This is a genomic window from Bradyrhizobium sp. Ken01, from assembly GCF_055807355.1.
Window position 1 is genome coordinate 20379 of sequence record NZ_JBVVPC010000026.1, and the last position, 15835, is coordinate 36213.

Annotated in this window: 15 protein-coding genes; 10 read left to right on the forward strand and 5 right to left on the reverse strand. The window is 65.1% G+C overall.

The window, feature by feature from the left end; genetic code table 11:
* Positions 1-22: 22 nt before the first annotated feature.
* Positions 23-988: a Bug family tripartite tricarboxylate transporter substrate binding protein gene (locus AC0L3S_RS23355; protein WP_473281554.1), complete on the reverse strand. Its 966-nt coding sequence runs from the start codon at positions 986-988 to the stop codon at positions 23-25.
* A 166-nt stretch (positions 989-1154) separates the two neighbouring features.
* Here AC0L3S_RS23355 and proB point away from each other — a divergent pair, with 166 nt between their 5' ends.
* From proB to AC0L3S_RS23405, 10 genes are all read left to right on the forward strand, one after another.
* On the forward strand, positions 1155-2276 hold the full coding sequence (gene proB / locus AC0L3S_RS23360; protein WP_279668884.1) for a glutamate 5-kinase: 1122 nt from the start codon (positions 1155-1157) through the stop codon (positions 2274-2276).
* A gap of 266 nt (positions 2277-2542) precedes the next feature.
* Positions 2543-3838, forward strand: coding sequence for a glutamate-5-semialdehyde dehydrogenase (locus tag AC0L3S_RS23365; RefSeq protein WP_473281556.1), 1296 nt, complete (start codon positions 2543-2545; stop codon positions 3836-3838).
* 20 nt (positions 3839-3858) lie between these two features.
* Positions 3859-4503, forward strand: a complete 645-nt coding sequence (locus tag AC0L3S_RS23370) for a nicotinate-nucleotide adenylyltransferase (protein WP_473281558.1) — start codon at positions 3859-3861, stop codon at positions 4501-4503.
* 238 nt (positions 4504-4741) lie between these two features.
* Complete coding sequence (gene rsfS, locus AC0L3S_RS23375) at positions 4742-5098, forward strand: ribosome silencing factor (protein ID WP_007604366.1); 357 nt, start codon at positions 4742-4744, stop codon at positions 5096-5098.
* 95 nt (positions 5099-5193) lie between these two features.
* Positions 5194-5676 (forward strand): 23S rRNA (pseudouridine(1915)-N(3))-methyltransferase RlmH, encoded by a 483-nt coding sequence (gene rlmH / locus AC0L3S_RS23380; RefSeq protein WP_473264780.1) that lies wholly within the window; start codon positions 5194-5196, stop codon positions 5674-5676.
* A gap of 33 nt (positions 5677-5709) precedes the next feature.
* The gene (locus AC0L3S_RS23385; RefSeq protein ID WP_473281560.1) at positions 5710-7056 is read left to right on the forward strand and encodes a murein hydrolase activator EnvC family protein; all 1347 of its coding nucleotides are present in this window, start codon (positions 5710-5712) and stop codon (positions 7054-7056) included.
* Positions 7053-8408, forward strand: a complete 1356-nt coding sequence (locus AC0L3S_RS23390) for a S41 family peptidase (RefSeq protein WP_007598902.1) — start codon at positions 7053-7055, stop codon at positions 8406-8408. Before AC0L3S_RS23385 ends, AC0L3S_RS23390 begins: the two co-directional genes overlap by 4 nt.
* A 143-nt stretch (positions 8409-8551) precedes the next feature.
* Entirely contained in the window at positions 8552-9784 is a 1233-nt protein-coding gene (locus AC0L3S_RS23395) for a divergent polysaccharide deacetylase family protein (RefSeq protein WP_473264778.1), read from the forward strand.
* A gap of 75 nt (positions 9785-9859) precedes the next feature.
* Complete coding sequence (locus tag AC0L3S_RS23400) at positions 9860-10363, forward strand: RNA pyrophosphohydrolase (RefSeq protein ID WP_007604352.1); 504 nt, start codon at positions 9860-9862, stop codon at positions 10361-10363.
* Positions 10364-10528: 165 nt separating this feature from the next.
* A complete protein-coding gene (locus AC0L3S_RS23405; RefSeq protein ID WP_473264777.1) occupies positions 10529-11029 on the forward strand; it encodes an RNA pyrophosphohydrolase in 501 nt (166 codons plus the stop codon).
* Positions 11030-11063: 34 nt separating this feature from the next.
* Here the strand turns inward: AC0L3S_RS23405 and AC0L3S_RS23410 are convergent, their stop codons facing one another.
* The 4 genes from AC0L3S_RS23410 to AC0L3S_RS23425 form a co-directional block, all read right to left on the reverse strand.
* On the reverse strand, positions 11064-12692 hold the full coding sequence (locus AC0L3S_RS23410) for an adenylate/guanylate cyclase domain-containing protein (protein ID WP_473281562.1): 1629 nt from the start codon (positions 12690-12692) through the stop codon (positions 11064-11066).
* 151 nt (positions 12693-12843) lie between these two features.
* The gene (locus AC0L3S_RS23415; RefSeq protein ID WP_473281564.1) at positions 12844-13251 is read right to left on the reverse strand and encodes a F0F1 ATP synthase subunit epsilon; all 408 of its coding nucleotides are present in this window, start codon (positions 13249-13251) and stop codon (positions 12844-12846) included.
* Positions 13252-13338: 87 nt separating this feature from the next.
* Positions 13339-14781: a F0F1 ATP synthase subunit beta gene (atpD, locus tag AC0L3S_RS23420; protein ID WP_473264774.1), complete on the reverse strand. Its 1443-nt coding sequence runs from the start codon at positions 14779-14781 to the stop codon at positions 13339-13341.
* A gap of 52 nt (positions 14782-14833) precedes the next feature.
* Complete coding sequence (locus tag AC0L3S_RS23425; protein ID WP_473264773.1) at positions 14834-15709, reverse strand: F0F1 ATP synthase subunit gamma; 876 nt, start codon at positions 15707-15709, stop codon at positions 14834-14836.
* Between the last annotated feature and the right edge of the window lie 126 nt (positions 15710-15835).

Below are 15835 nucleotides of genomic sequence, written 5' to 3' on the forward strand. Positions count from 1 at the left end.
CGGCGGAGAGCGGAAACAGAAACTAATTCTCGATCTTGTACCCTGTCGCCTTCACGATCGGCTGCCACAACGCGGTGTTCGCGGCGAGCTCCTTCGTCAGAGCTTCCGCGCTGCTGCCGACCGGGATCAGCCCGATCGCGGTGAGCTTTTCCTTCACCTCGGGCTTGGCGAGCGCGGCGCTTGCGGCCGCGCCGAGCTTGCTCGCGAATTCCGGCGAGCTGCCGGCGGGAAGCCACATGCCGTACCAGGCGTCGGCGACGAGATCGATGCCGCTCTCCTTCAAGGTCGGCACCTCCAAAGCAAACGGCGAACGTTCGGCGCTCGCGACCGCAATGATCTTCACGCCCTTGGCACGATGCTGCGGCAGCGCATCCGCCAATGTGACGATGCCGAAGGAGATGTGACCGCCGATGATGTCGTTGAGGATGGGCGCGCTGCCCCGATAGGGCACGCGCGTCATGGCAATGCCGAGATCCTTCTCGAGCTTGGAGCCCATGAAATGAGGGATGGTGCCGTTGCTCGGCACGCCGAACGACGCCTTGTCCGGATGCGCGTTCAGCCAGGCGACGAATCCCTTGAAATCCGCGGCATCGATCGTCGGACTGATCACGACGGCGAACTCAAACCGCGCCAGCAGCGAGACCGGGACGAAATCCTTTGCGGTATCGAAGCTCGGGGTCGTCTCCACCATCGGCAGCAGGTACATCGTGGGCCCGGTCGTCACCAGCACCATGCTGCCGTCGGGGCTGCCCCCTTTCACCGCCTTGATGCCGATCAGGCCGTCACCGCCGGTGCGGTTCTCGACCACCATGGTCCGCTGCAGTGCCGGCGCCATCTCCTGCGCGATCAGCCGGCACAGCGTGTCGCCGCCCGCTCCCGCCGCGAACGGGAAGATCATTTTTGTCAGCCCGGCCTGAGCTTGCGCCTCGCCGGCCTGCGCCAAGAACGGCAACCCGAGGCATCCGGCGATGAAGTTGCGGCGATCCATTGGTTTCCTCTTTGAGCCCATGATGGTTGGCGACAGTTAGAGCCAGAAGGGCGTTCCGAACAAGCGCCGTTTACCGGGCCGGCCGCCTTGCGCCGGCCATCGTCCTGCTGCAAAAGCAGGCCCTACCGGCGCCGCTCTCCAGCGCATACACACACCACATACACAGATGGCCAGTCCCGAACTCAGTCAATTCCGCCGCATCGTCGTCAAGGTCGGCTCCGCGCTGCTGGTCGATTCCGACAAGGGCGAGGTGCGGGCGTCCTGGCTTGCCGCGCTCGCCGACGACATGGCCAAGCTGCATCGCGAGGGGCGTGACGTTCTCGTCGTCTCCTCCGGCTCGATCGCGCTCGGCCGCAGCCGCCTGAAATTGCCGCGCGGCCCGCTGAAGCTGGAGGAGAGCCAGGCAGCCGCCGCCGTCGGTCAGATCGCGCTGGCGCGGATCTGGTCGGAGGTCCTTGGCGCCCACGGCATCGGCGCCGGCCAGATCCTGGTGACGCTGCAGGACACCGAGGAGCGCCGCCGCTACCTCAACGCGCGCTCCACCATCGGCAAGTTGCTGGAATGGCGCGCAATCCCCGTGATCAACGAGAACGACACGGTCGCCACCAACGAGATCCGCTACGGCGACAATGACCGCTTGGCCGCGCGCGTCGCCACCATGGCGAGCGCGGATCTGCTGGTGCTGCTGTCCGACATCGACGGGCTTTACGACGCCCCGCCGAAGAACAACCCGAACGCCAAGCTCATTCCCGTCGTCGACAGCATCTCCTCCGAGATCGAGGCTGTGGCAGGGGAGGCCGAGTCCGAGCTATCGCGCGGCGGCATGCGCACCAAGGTCGAAGCCGCAAAAATCGCGACCACCGGCGGCACGCATATGCTGATTGCCTCGGGCAAGATCGAGCATCCGTTGCAGGCGATCGCCGATGGCGGCCGCTGCACCTGGTTCCTGACGCCTGCCAATCCCATCACCTCGCGAAAGCGCTGGATCGCAGGCTCGCTGGAGCCGAAGGGCACGCTGACCATCGACGCCGGCGCGGTCGCAGCGCTGCGCGCGGGCGCCAGCCTGCTGCCAGCCGGCGTGATCAAGGTCGAGGGCCAGTTCGCCCGCGGCGACGCCGTGATCGTGCGCGGCCCCGACACCAGCGAGGTCGGCCGCGGCCTGATCGCCTATGACGCCGACGATGCCGAGCGGATCAAGGGCCGCTCCTCCCCCGATGTGATGGCCATCCTCGGCATCAGCGGGAGGTCCGAGATGATCCACCGCGATGATCTGGTGATGGGCGGGTAAGGGCCGGCAGACGCCCAAACCGTCATGCCCGGGCTTGTCCCGCCTGCGCGGCCGAAGCCGCTTCGGCGAGGCGAAGGCCCGGGCATCCACGTTCTTTCTTGCTGGCGGCAAGGCGTGGATGGCCGGGACAAGCCCGGCCATGACGTCGGAGCTGGGCCAGTGGCCGAGGTGGCACAGCACCGGGAGACCAGCCATACCCGCCCCGCCCTTCGCAAAAGCGGGATTTCCGTGCTAGGACACCGCCTTAGCAGAAGGTTGAAACTCCCATGGCCGCCCCCCTCAAAGCCGTCGACGGCAATGCCGATCTTCAGGCGCTGATGACCGATCTCGGTACCCGTGCCCGCGCTGCCGCGCGCGTGCTGGCGCTGGCGCCGCCGGAGCAGAAGAACCGGGCGCTCGAGGCCATGGAACGGGCGATCCGCAACAATGCCGCTGCGATCCTTGCCGCCAATGCCGAGGACGTCACCGAGGCCCGCGCCTCCGGCAACGCCACCTCGTCCTTCATCGATCGCCTGACGCTGACGCCGGCGCGGGTCGAGGGCATGGCCGAGGGCATCGGCATCGTGCGCGGCATTGCCGATCCGGTCGGCATCGTCACCGAGAGCTGGCAACGGCCGAACGGCATGACCATCGAGCGCGTGCGCGTGCCGCTCGGCGTCGTCGGCGTGATCTTCGAGAGCCGCCCGAACGTTGCGGCGGACGCCGGCGTGCTGTGCCTGAAGTCGGGCAATGCCGTGATCCTGCGCGGCGGCTCCGACAGTTTCCGCTCCTGCCGCGCGATCCATGACTGCCTGGTGCAGGGCCTGCGCGAAGCGGGTCTCCCCGAGGCCGCGATCACGCTGGTGCCGACGCGCGACCGCGCGGCCGTGGGCCAGATGTTGTCGGGATTGAACGGCGCCATCGACGTGATCGTGCCGCGCGGAGGCAAGAGCCTCGTCGCGCGCGTCGAGCAGGAAGCACGCGTGCCGGTGTTCGCCCATCTCGAAGGCGTCAATCACGTCTATATCGACGGCAGTGCCGACCTCGCCATGGCGAAGTCGATCGTGCTCAATGCCAAGATGCGCCGCACCGGCGTCTGCGGCGCCGCCGAGACGCTGCTGGTCGATCGCGCCGCTGCCGGCAAAAACCTCAAGCCGCTGATCGAGATGCTGATCGAGGCCGGCTGCGAAGTGCGTGGCGACGAGGCTGTGCAAAAGACCGATGCGCGCGTCAAACCCGCGAGCGCGGACGATTGGGACACCGAATATCTCGATGCGATCATCGCAGCGAAGGTGGTCGACGGCGTCGACGGCGCGATTGCGCATATCCAGAACCACGGCTCGCACCATACCGATGCGATCGTGAGCGCCGATGAGACCGCTGCGAAGAGATTCCTCAGCGAAGTCGATTCCGCGATCGTGCTGCACAACGCCTCGACACAGTTCGCCGACGGCGGCGAGTTCGGCTTCGGCGCCGAGATCGGCATCGCCACCGGCAGATTCCATGCCCGCGGCCCGGTTGGCGCCGAGCAGCTGACGAGCTTCAAATATCGCGTTCACGGCACCGGGCAGACGCGGCCGTAGACCACGCAGGGCGCGGGGCATTGAGCAACAATTTCGTCGCGCCACGTTTCTTCGCGCAGGCCATACCGACCCACACTTCGGGCATGCGCATCGGCCTGCTCGGCGGCTCGTTCAATCCGCCGCACCAGGCCCATCGCGCGATCAGCCAGTTCGCGCTGAAACGCCTTCAGCTCGATCGGGTGTGGTGGCTGGTGACACCAGGCAATCCGCTGAAGGAGAACGGCGCGCTGCATGAGCTCGGCGCGCGCATGCAGGCAGCGCGCGACGTGGCCGACGATCCCAGGATCGAGGTGAGCTGTCTCGAATCCGTCATTCGCACGCGCTATACCATCGACACGATCAACACCTTGCGCCGCCGCCTCTCGGGCTTGCGCTTTGTCTGGATCATGGGCGCCGACAACCTCGCTCAATTCCATCGTTGGCAGCACTGGCGGCGCATCGCCGATCAGGTGCCGATTGCGGTCATCGATCGCCCGCCACAGAGTTTCCGTGCCCTCGCCTCTCCCGCCGCCCAGGCGCTCAGACGCTACCGCTTGCCGGAGAATGAGGCGCCATTGCTTGCGGATCGGGCCGCCCCGGCCTGGGTGTTCCTGACCGGTATGAAGCTGAATCTCTCGTCGACCGGCTTACGGAACCCGGACGGAAGCTGGAAAGGTACGAAGTGAGTCAGATTGTGCGAACGCCATCCGGCCTTCGGGCTCTCTGGCATATTGAAACCCTTAACCCCACATGATGTAGTGTAACCAGTGGGCGCCGGATTCGGCGTTCGCGATACAGTGAAAGGAATGGTCCCTGACCACATCTGTATTGTCCAAGACAGCCTCATCCAAGACGGCTTCACCGAAGTCTGTTTTACCCAAGGTTGCCAAGCCTACGCGTAAAACATCGACCAAAGCTGCGGCCTTGAAGGCGCAACCCGACGCCGACAAGACGCTGAGCCTGATCCTCTCCCGCCTCGACGACATGAAGGCGGAAGAGACGGTCACCATCGACCTTCGCGGCAAATCGGCCTACTCCGACTACATGATCGTCACGACCGGCCGGGCCAACCGGCACGTCGGCGCGATCGCGGAGAACGTCGCCAAAGGCCTCAAGGAAAACGGCATCAAGAACATCCACGTCGAGGGCTTGCCCAATTGCGACTGGGTGCTGATCGATTCCGGCGATGTGATCGTGCACGTGTTCAGACCCGAGGTCCGCGAATTCTACAGTCTCGAGAGATTGTACACGCAGGGCCCAGGGGCGGCGAAGGCGATCTAAAGGCTGCTGGCCGATTTCGAATCGGCTGACGCGCATGCTAGCGTCGTGCGCGCGCATATCGCGCGCGGTCCAGAAAACGCGACCCTGAACATATCATGCGCATAGCCGTCATTGCGGTGGGCCGGCTGAAGCAGGGCCCCGAACGGGAGCTTGCCGACCGCTATTTCGAGCGGTTCGATGAGGCCGGCCGCAAGCTCGGATTCCGCGAGCTCGCCATCCACGAATTGCCCGAAAGCCGCGCGCGCGATACGGCGACGCGGATGGCCGAAGAGGCCGCGGCGATCTCCGCGCATATTCCCGAAAAATCGGTGCTGGTGGCGTTGGACGAGCGCGGCCAGAATCTGGATTCGACCGTATTCGCACGGCATCTCGGCCGCTGGCGCGACGAGGGTTCCGGTCATACTATCTTCATGATCGGAGGGGCGGACGGACTTTCGCCCGAATTGCGCCGTAAGGCCAAGCTCGCGATCGCGTTCGGCTCTGCGACCTGGCCGCATCAAATGGTCCGCGTCATGCTTCTGGAACAGCTTTATCGGGCCGCCACCATTCTGGCCGGCCATCCCTATCACCGCGCGTGACCCGCGCCACAACGAGCACCTTTGCCTAAAGCGATGCGAGCGCCTGTCCTCAACCTGCTGCTGATCGCCGGCGTTATGGGCTCAAGTATTTTGGGCGCAAGCCTCGCGCAAGCTCAGACGCCTGCACCGCAGACTGCGGCTGTCGCGCCCGATGCGATCAAGCAGCGCGAGCAGGAGCTCGAAGCCGCGCGCGCCAGCAAGAAGAGCGCCGAGGAAGCGCAGGCCAAGCTCAAGGCCGAGATCACCTCGCTCGGCCAGGACCGCACCCAGCTCAATCAACAATTGATCGACACCGCCGCCAACGTGCGCATCGTCGAGACCAAGATCGACGAGGCCGAAGCGCGGCTGCGATCGCTGAACGGCCGCGAGCAGGCGATGCGCAGCTCGCTCGATTTACGCCGCGCCGACATCGTCGAGGTGCTGGCGGCCTTGCAGCGCGCCGGAAGGCGGACGCCGCCGGCACTTCTGGTACGGCCCGAGGATGCCCTGCAATCGCTGCGCACGGCGATGCTGCTCGGTGCCGTGGTGCCGGAATTGCGCGGCCGCGCCGAAAAGATCGCAGGCGAGCTCGGCGAACTCGTGGCCTTACGCAAGACCATCGCGACCGAGCGGGACCAGCTTGCCTCCGACCGCGACAAGGTGCGCAACGACCAGACCCGGCTCGCGGCTCTGGTCGACGAGCGGCAGCGTCAGCAGGCGTCGCGCGAAAAGGACCTCGACGCCGAGAATGCGCGCGCCGTCGCGCTCTCGAGACAGGTCGGCGATCTCCAGGGGCTGATCGCCAAGATGGAGCAGGATCTGCAAAGCGCCGCCAAGGCGGCCGAGAAGGCGGCTGAGGCCGCCAGGCAGGCCGAGGCCAAGGCGGCTGCAAACGCGGCCGCCAGCGCCAAGACCGGCCCCGGCGCTTTCAAGGATCGTTCCCGGACCACCCCTGCGATGGCCTTCGCCGCGGCCAAGGGCCTCCTGCCTCTTCCGGTTAACGGTAACAAGATCAGGGATTTCGGCGGTTCGGACGGGCTCGGCGGGGTCCAGAAGGGCATTTCGCTGGCGACCAGGCCCGGCTCCCAGGTCACGACGCCGTGTGATGGCTGGGTTGTCTATGCCGGCCCGTTCCGCAGCTATGGACAACTCTTGATCCTCAATGCCGGGGGCGGGTATCATGTGCTGATCGCCGGGATGGAGCGCATTTCGGTCAACATCGGTCAGTTTGTGCTCACGGGGGAGCCTGTCGCGACCATGGGGTCGACTTCTCAAGTCGCCTCCATTCTCGCCACGAACGCGAGTCAACCTGTGCTCTATGTCGAGTTCCGCAAAGACGGCACTCCAATCGATCCAGGCCCATGGTGGGCCGCAAATGAAGGCGAGAAGGTTCGCGGATGATGCGCAAGACTTCAGTTATCCTCCTCAGCGCGGCCACCGGTGCGGCGCTGACGCTGTTCGTGACGCAACCGCGCGCGGTCTTCATGGGCTCCAGCGCGCGAGCCGCCACCGCGGACACCTATCGCCAGCTCAATTTGTTCGGCGACGTCTTCGAGCGCGTACGCTCGGACTATGTCGAGAAGCCCGACGACACCAAGCTGATCGAATCCGCGATCAGCGGCATGCTCACCGGTCTTGATCCGCATTCGAGCTACATGGATGCCAAGAGCTTCCGCGACATGCAGGTGCAGACCCGCGGTGAGTTCGGCGGCCTCGGCATCGAAGTCACGATGGAAGACGGCCTGATCAAGGTGGTCTCGCCGATCGACGACACCCCGGCCTCGCGCGCCGGCGTCATGGCCAACGACATCATCACCAATCTCGACGACGAAGCGGTGCAGGGCCTGACCCTGAACCAGGCGGTCGAGAAGATGCGCGGCCCCGTCAACACCAAGATCAAGCTCAAGATCATCCGCAAGGGCCAGGACAATCCGATCGACGTCACGCTGGTGCGCGACAACATCCGCGTCCGTTCGGTACGCGCCCGCATCGAGGCCGACGACATCGCCTATATCCGCATCACCACCTTCAACGAGCAGACCACCGAAGGCCTGAAGCGCGAGGTCGCCAACCTCTCGAATCAGATCGGCGACAAGCTGAAGGGCTACGTCATCGACCTCCGCAACAACCCGGGCGGGCTGCTCGAGGAAGCGGTCACCGTCTCCGACTCCTTCCTGGAGAAGGGCGAGATCGTCTCGACCCGCGGCCGCAATGCCGAGGAGACCCAGCGCCGGACCGCGCATACGGGCGACCTCACCAAGGGCAAGCCGGTCATCGTGCTGGTCAACGGCGGCTCGGCTTCGGCGTCGGAGATCGTCGCCGGCGCGCTGCAGGACCACAAGCGCGCGACCATCGTCGGCACGCGTTCGTTCGGCAAGGGCTCGGTGCAGACCATCATTCCGCTCGGCTCCGGCAACGGCGCGCTGCGTCTGACCACTGCGCGCTACTACACGCCGTCGGGCAAGTCGATCCAGGCCAAGGGCATCGTGCCCGACATCGAAGTGCTGCAGGACGTGCCGGACGAGCTGAAGTCGCGCACCGACACCAAGGGCGAAGCATCGCTGCGCGGCCATCTCAAGAACGACGGCGACGAAAAGACCGGCTCGCAGTCCTACGTCCCGCCGGACGCCAAGGACGACAAGGCGCTCAAGCTCGCCGACGATTTGCTCCACGGCATCAAGAACAGCGCGTCCGCGGCGCCCACACCGGGCGGCGACAAGGCCACGACCGACAAGCCCAAAGCGGCGAACTAACTCGGCGCATCGCGATCTGACGAAAAGGGCGGCTCCCGGAGCCGCCCTTTTTGCTTGGAACTCCTGCTATCCCCGGCCTATCCCGGCCTGCCGCCGCTTGACCTCGGCGTGGTATCGTCATCTCGAGTGATTCGGGATCGCGCATGACTGAAACGGCCGATGATCTGAGCGCCCCGCTCGGACGGGACAAGCCGCGCCGGAAACGCCGGCTGCGGCTGCCGTTCACGCCCATGCAGCTGCTCGCAGTCCTGCTCGGCCTGTTCCTGGTCACCTTTGCCGGCTTCGCCATATTCAACAAGGATCCGCTCGGCGGCGAGCCGATGACGCGGCTCGCGATCCGCGAGCCCAATGCCGCAGACAAGGCCGGCGACGACAAGCCGGCCGCCGCCAGCCACAGCCAAGAAAGCAAGCAGGACAGCAAGCAAGAGACCAGGGACGCACCGAAGCAGGCGGGCGAGCAGAAGACCGTCACCATGATCGACGGTTCCACCGGCACGCGCCACGACGTGGTGATCGGCGGCGATGCCGCCGGCAAGAGCGAGGCGGCCTCGGCCTCCGCACCGCCGCCCGTCATGGCCGGGATCGACTCAAAACTCCTCGAGAAATCGCGCTATGGCATGATCCCCGCGATGTCCGGGGATCTGAAGCCGTTCAACGTCTATGCGGCGGATGCCGACCGCGCCAAGGCCGCCAAGATGCCGGTGGTCGCAATCCTGATCGGCGGCCTGGGCGTCGGCGCCGCCAAGACCACCGATGCCATCATGCGGCTGCCGCCGGCGGTGACGCTGGCCTTCACGCCTTACGGCTCCGATCCAGGAAAACTCGCCGAGCGCGCCCGCGCCCAGCGCCACGAGATCTTCCTCCAGATCCCGATGGAGCCCTATGACTTCCCCGACAATGATCCGGGACCGCAGACGCTGCTGACGTCGCTCAGTGCCGACCAGAACATGGACCGCCTGTACTGGCATCTGAGCCGGATGCAGGGCTATGCCGGCCTCACCAATTTCATGGGCGCCCGCTTCATCGCCACGGAGCCGGCGATGCAGCCGATCATTCGCGAGGCGGCCAAGCGCGGCCTCGGCTTCTTCGACGACGGCTCCTCGCCCCGCAGCATCGCGCCCCAGGCCGCCGGCAGCCTGGCGATGCCGTTCGGCAAGGGCGATATCGCGATCGACGCAGTGCCGACCCCGGCCGAGATCGACCGCGCCCTGACCAAGCTCGAAGCCGCGGCACGCGAGCGCGGCGTGGCCGTGGGCACCGCCTCCGCCCTCCCGGTCTCGATCGAGCGCATTGGCGTCTGGACCAAGACGTTGGGCGACCGAGGTATCCTTTTGGTGCCATTGACAACCGCGATGCTGAAATCAAAATCCAGCTAAATCAACGGATTGGTACGGCACAGGCCCGCGGGGCCTGCTTCAGCCATACCGACAGCATGCGAGAGGTCTGGCGGAATGGCGCGTTACGAGGATCTGCCCTACCGGACCTGCGTCGGCGTGATGTTGCTCAACAAGGACGGACTGGTGTTCATCGGCCGGCGCGCCGGCGGCATCGAGCATGTCGACGACACCCATGTCTGGCAGATGCCGCAGGGCGGCGTCGATCCCGGCGAGGACAATTGGGAGGCTGCCAAGCGCGAGCTCTATGAGGAGACCAGCGTGCGTTCGGTCGAGCGGCTCGGCGAGGTTCCGGACTGGCTCACTTACGACATTCCACGCACGGTCGCCGGGCGCGCCTGGAAGGGCCGCTACCGCGGTCAGCGCCAGAAATGGTTCGCGGTCCGCTTCACCGGGAAGGACAGCGAGATCAACGTCGAAAAGCCCGGCGGCGGCCACAAGGCCGAGTTCGTGAGCTGGCGCTGGGAACCGATGAAGAACCTGACCGGACTGATCATCCCGTTCAAGCGTCCGGTCTACGAGCGTGTGGTCAAGGAATTTTCCGCGCTGGCGCAGGATTAGTTCAGGTCGCCATTCCAGGTTGATGCTAGAGCCAGTTCCGTTCCGATGGAATCGGAACGGGGCTCTAGTTTTTTATTTTGACGCGTTTTCTTGACGCGAACCGGTATCCACTTCGCTCGAAAACGCTTTAATGCATCGCCTGAAATGACGACGAGAGATCCACGCGTGAGCACTGAAAAACCCTACCGTCCCAATGTCGGAATCGCGCTGTTCAATGCCGACGGCCGCGTGCTGATCGGGCACCGCTTCAAGGGCGACGGACCCGAGATCATCCTGCCGGGCCTCGACTGGCAGATGCCGCAGGGCGGCGTCGACGACGGCGAGGATTTGCGCGATGCCGCGCTGCGCGAACTCTGGGAAGAGACCAGCGTCAAGAGCGCAACCTATCTCGGCGAGACCGACTGGCTGACTTACGAATTCCCGCCCTATGACGGGCCGCAGACGCACCGGCTGGCGAAATTCCGCGGCCAGCGCCAGAAATGGTTCGCGCTGCGCTTCACCGGCAAGGATGACGAGATCGATCCGCTGACGCCGCGCAACGGGCAGCCCGCCGAGTTCGACGCCTGGCGCTGGGAGCGGCTCGATCGTGTCCCCGATGTCGTGGTGCCGTTCCGCCGCCACGTCTACAGCGCCGTGGCACAGCAGTTTGCGCCGTTCGCAAACTAAAACGCGAAAACCACCCGAGAGCCAGTTTTCAGCCCTAATTGATCGGCCCGACCGTGAATGGGCCGATTGCGATGACGTGGCAATCGCGGTCGCTCTTGGCGCAGTCGGCGAGCGCGGAATTGACGGCTGTCTGCTCGTCGGCGGCCCTCAGACCGAAGCCCGGCCGGCCCGCGGTGCCGACCGCGACGGCATTCCAGCCCATGCCGTCGGCGAGCTTACGCACGACCTCGTCGCGCGCATCGGCGACGATCGAGGCGTTAGACGCCGCGTGGAAGAAGCCGGTGATCCTGAGCAGGGTCGGGATCGGCACGACGAAATTCTCGTCGACCGCAACGACCAGGCAGGCGACGCCGGCGATCGCGCCGCACGATTCCAGCGAGCGCCGCGCGGCATCGTCTGCGGATGACGCGCCCATCACCATGAAATATTGACCGCCCGGGCCGAGCGCGACCGCGCGGGATTTTGCCGCGGGCACGAACATGTTCTCGAGCCGGACCTTGGCGGGATCGCGCACCATCGGAAAATCTTTCGAGGCGAAGGCGCGCTCGGTCATGGCGTCATGCCGGACGAAGGGTTGCGGCGGCATCGGGGGCTTGCCGTGCGTGTAGACCACGTTGTTGCCGACAGCATAGAGCTCGCAGCGCCGCGGCGATTGCGCGGCATCGGCGCGCTTCTGGCACTGATCGAGTGCGGCGTTGCGCGCGGCTTCCTCGTTCGGCTGATTCAATGACGCGCCGGTGAACCCGCCGACATTGAGCGCGAACGCCTTGTAGTCGCCGGCCGCGGAATAGTCGCCCGCCAGGTAGTTGCGGATGCGCTCGTTGATGAAGGGGACGTTGTCGGCGGGAAACTTGCCCGCCATCGGCGAAGCCGATGGTGCCGGCATGGGCATCGGCGCTTTCGCCGCCATTGTGGATGACGAGCCTGGCGCTGTTGATGCGGGGCTTGATACAGGGCTTGATACAGGGCTTGGCGTGATCGCTGCGATTGACGGCGCCCTGGTCGTCTCCAACTTGGTGAAATAGAGGAAGCCGCCGACGCCGATGGCGACGACGGAGACGACACCGACCACCAACGGCCACATCCAGTTCGGCGCGGCCGCAGCCTTCGCCACCCTCTTGATCTGCGGCGTTGCGTAGCTGCCGTCCCCGCGCCGCATCGCCACCATGTAGGCATGCACCGGCGTCGGGATGTTCTTGACCTCCTGCGCGCCGATATCGGCGAACTGCACCGACAGCTTGTTGGCGACCTGCTCGTGCACCGCGCGGGAGACGCAGATGCCGCCGATCTCGGCGAGGCCCTCGAGCCGGGCGGCGATATTGACACCGTCACCGAGCAGATCACCGTCTCGCTCGACCACGTCGCCGATGGTGATACCAATGCGGAACGACATCTGCCGGCTTGGCGGATAGGCCATGTTGCGGGTTCGCAGGGATTCCTGGATGTCGATGGCGCAACGCACCGCATCGACGGCGCTTGGAAATTCCGCGAGCACGGCGTCGCCGGCAGTGTTGAAGATGCGTCCGCCCGCCCTGGCAATGAAATCGTCGACGACCTCGCGATAGGAGGCGAGACGCCGCAGCGTCTCCTCTTCGTCTTCCGCGACCAGTCGTGAATAACCGGCAATATCGGCTGCGAAAATCGCTGCGATCTTGCGTTTCATCTGCGGCCGGCCCCCGGAACAAAGTTCGCGGGCGCAGAATGGCGCTATCGGCGGCGCGGTGCAACAAAGTTTCAGCGCCCGCCACTTCCGTGACGAGCGCTGAACTTATTCAGGGATTTGTAGCTTGAGCCCCGGCGCGGTGCACCGGGGCTTAGTGCATAGCCGTGGTGTTGAGCTCGTGCTGGATGCTCTTGAAGTGGTCGAGCCGCGCGATGGCTTGATCGAGCTCGCTGCCTTCGTGCTCCTTCAAGCCCTCTTCCATCTCCGAGACGGTCGCGGCGAACTGGGCGCGGTCGAGCTCGGCCAGCGAGGTCGCGACGTCGGCGAGCACGGTCAGGCCCTTGTCGGAAACTTCAGCGATACCGCCGAGCACGATAATCTTCTCGTGCCTGCCGCCGATGGTCACGGTGAGAATGCCGGGCCGGATCGCGGCCACGACCGGCGCATGTCCCGCCAGCACGCCGAAGTCACCCTCGACGCCGGGGATATCGACCTGGTCGACCTCGCCCGAGAAGGCGAGCTTTTCCGGCGAGACGAGATCGAAGTGGAAGGTGGCCATGATAAACCTGCGAATAGCGAGTGGCGAATAGCGAGTGACGAACAGGAGCAGCGTACTATTCGCTACTCCTTATTCGCCATTCGCTTCTTAGGCCGCTTCAGCGGCGAGCTTCTTGCCCTTCTCGATCGCCTCTTCGATGGTGCCGACCATGTAGAAGGCGGCTTCCGGCAGGTGGTCATACTTGCCTTCGCAGAGGCCGCGGAAGCCCTTGATGGTGTCCGCGAGGTCGACGAACTTGCCGGGCGAGCCGGTGAAGATTTCGGCGACGTGGAACGGCTGCGACAGGAAGCGCTCGATCTTGCGGGCGCGGGCCACCGTCAGCTTGTCCTCTTCCGAAAGCTCGTCCATGCCGAGAATGGCGATGATGTCCTGCAGCGACTTGTAGCGCTGCAGCACCTGCTGGACCTGACGCGCGGTGTCATAGTGCTCCTGGCCGACGACGAGCGGCGAGAGCATGCGCGAGGTCGAGTCGAGCGGATCCACCGCCGGATAGATGCCCTTTTCCGAGATCGCGCGGTTCAACACCGTGGTGGCGTCCAAATGCGCGAACGAGGTCGCGGGCGCCGGGTCGGTCAAGTCGTCGGCCGGAACGTAAATGGCCTGCACCGAGGTGATCGAACCCTTCTGCGTGGTGGTGATGCGCTCCTGCAGCGCGCCCATGTCGGTGGCGAGCGTCGGCTGGTAACCCACGGCGCTCGGAATACGACCGAGCAGCGCCGACACTTCAGAACCGGCCTGGGTGAAGCGGAAGATGTTGTCGACGAAGAACAGCACGTCCTGGCCCTGGTCACGGAAATGCTCGGCGACGGTCAGACCGGTGAGGCCGACACGGGCGCGGGCGCCGGGCGGCTCGTTCATCTGGCCGAACACCAGCGCGCACTTCGACTTGACGCTCGGATCCGGATTGTGCGGATCGGCGTTGACCTTGGACTCGATGAACTCGTGATAGAGGTCGTTGCCCTCGCGGGTACGCTCGCCGACGCCGGCGAACACGGAGTAGCCACCGTGCGCCTTCGCAACGTTGTTGATCAGCTCCTGAATCAGCACGGTCTTGCCGACGCCGGCGCCGCCGAACAGGCCGATCTTGCCGCCCTTGGCGTAGGGCGCGAGCAAGTCGACGACCTTGATGCCGGTGACGAGAATTTCCGCTTCGGTCGACTGATCGGTGTAGGTCGGCGCTTCCTGGTGGATGGCGCGCTTGCCTTCGGACTGGATCGGACCGGCTTCGTCGATCGGCTCACCGATCACGTTCATGATGCGGCCGAGCGTGCCCGCACCCACCGGCACCGAGATCGGCTGACCGGTGTCGGTCACTTCCTGGCCGCGGACCAGACCTTCTGTCACGTCCATCGCGATCGTGCGCACGGTGGACTCACCGAGATGCTGCGCAACTTCCAGCACGAGGCGGATGTTGCCGTTCTTGGTTTCCAACGAATTCAGAATGGCCGGCAGATGGCCTTCGAACTGAACGTCGACGACGGCGCCCATGACCTGGGTGACACGACCGACCTGGGTAGCTGCTGTAGCCATGAAGCTCTCCTTCGAAATTCTTTACTTGAACGACCGTCGTTTGGTTCGTGCGTCAGACCGCCTCGGCGCCGGAGATGATCTCGATCAGCTCCTTGGTGATCTGGGCTTGACGGGTTCGGTTGTAGATCTGGGTTTGCTTGCGGATCATTTCGCCCGCGTTGCGGGTGGCGTTGTCCATCGAGCTCATCTGGGCGCCATAGAACGAGGCGTTGTTTTCCAGCAGCGCGCGGAAAATCTGTACCGCGATATTCCGCGGCAACAGGCCGGAGAGGAGCTCGTCTTCCTCCGGCTCGTAATCGTAGGACGTCGACGGCGCATTCGCCGCCTTTTCTTCCACGGTCAGCGGAATGATCTGCTGCGCGGTCGGGACCTGGGCGATGACCGACTTGAACTGCGCGTAGAACAACGTGCAGACGTCGAATTCGCCGTTGTCGAAGCGGGCCAGAACCTTCTTGGCGATGTCCTCGGCGTTGAGGAAGCCGAGCTGACGAACGCCGCGCAGGTCGAGGTGCTCGACGATCTGCTTGTCGTAGAGGCGACGGAGCTGCTCGTAGCCCTTGCGGCCGACGCAGAAAAATTTGACTTCCTTGCCCTGCGCCATCAGCGTCTGGGCGCGCTCGCGCGCGAGGCGCACGATCGAGGAGTTGAACGCGCCGGACAGGCCGCGCTCGCCGGTGCAGACCAGCAGCAGGTGAACCTGATCCTTGCCGGTGCCGCCCAGCAGCACCGGCGCGCCGGGCGAACCGGCGGCAGCGCTGGCGATGTTGGAGATCACCGCGCTCATCTTGTCGGCATAGGGCCGCGCCGCCTCGGCCGCTTGCTGGGCGCGGCGCAATCGGGACGCTGCGACCATCTGCATGGCCTTGGTGATCTTCTGCGTCGCCTTGGTGGAGGCGATGCGGACGCGCATGTCTTTAAGTGACGCCATTCTTCGTTCACCCCGGCGGTTCGATCCCCTGGATCAAGCCGCTAGCCTATCCCAGTCGTCATGCCCGGGCGTGTCCCGGGCATCCACGTCTTCGTCTCCATGCGGTGAGGCACGGAAGGCCGGGAC

Excerpts from the sequence above, each read along its gene's own strand:
- atpD (WP_473264774.1), bottom strand. The coding sequence starts at position 14,781 with ATGGCTACAGCAGCTACCCAGGTCGGTCGTGTCACCCAGGTCATGGGC.
- AC0L3S_RS23385 (WP_473281560.1), top strand. The coding sequence starts at position 5,710 with ATGCGAGCGCCTGTCCTCAACCTGCTGCTGATCGCCGGCGTTATGGGC.
- AC0L3S_RS23395 (WP_473264778.1), top strand. The coding sequence starts at position 8,552 with ATGACTGAAACGGCCGATGATCTGAGCGCCCCGCTCGGACGGGACAAG.
- AC0L3S_RS23415 (WP_473281564.1), bottom strand. The coding sequence starts at position 13,251 with ATGGCCACCTTCCACTTCGATCTCGTCTCGCCGGAAAAGCTCGCCTTC.
- AC0L3S_RS23390 (WP_007598902.1), top strand. The coding sequence starts at position 7,053 with ATGATGCGCAAGACTTCAGTTATCCTCCTCAGCGCGGCCACCGGTGCG.
- AC0L3S_RS23410 (WP_473281562.1), bottom strand. The coding sequence starts at position 12,692 with ATGAAACGCAAGATCGCAGCGATTTTCGCAGCCGATATTGCCGGTTAT.
- AC0L3S_RS23365 (WP_473281556.1), top strand. The coding sequence starts at position 2,543 with ATGGCCGCCCCCCTCAAAGCCGTCGACGGCAATGCCGATCTTCAGGCG.
- AC0L3S_RS23425 (WP_473264773.1), bottom strand. The coding sequence starts at position 15,709 with ATGGCGTCACTTAAAGACATGCGCGTCCGCATCGCCTCCACCAAGGCG.
- AC0L3S_RS23355 (WP_473281554.1), bottom strand. The coding sequence starts at position 988 with ATGGATCGCCGCAACTTCATCGCCGGATGCCTCGGGTTGCCGTTCTTG.
- rlmH (WP_473264780.1), top strand. The coding sequence starts at position 5,194 with ATGCGCATAGCCGTCATTGCGGTGGGCCGGCTGAAGCAGGGCCCCGAA.
- AC0L3S_RS23400 (WP_007604352.1), top strand. The coding sequence starts at position 9,860 with ATGGCGCGTTACGAGGATCTGCCCTACCGGACCTGCGTCGGCGTGATG.
- proB (WP_279668884.1), top strand. The coding sequence starts at position 1,155 with ATGGCCAGTCCCGAACTCAGTCAATTCCGCCGCATCGTCGTCAAGGTC.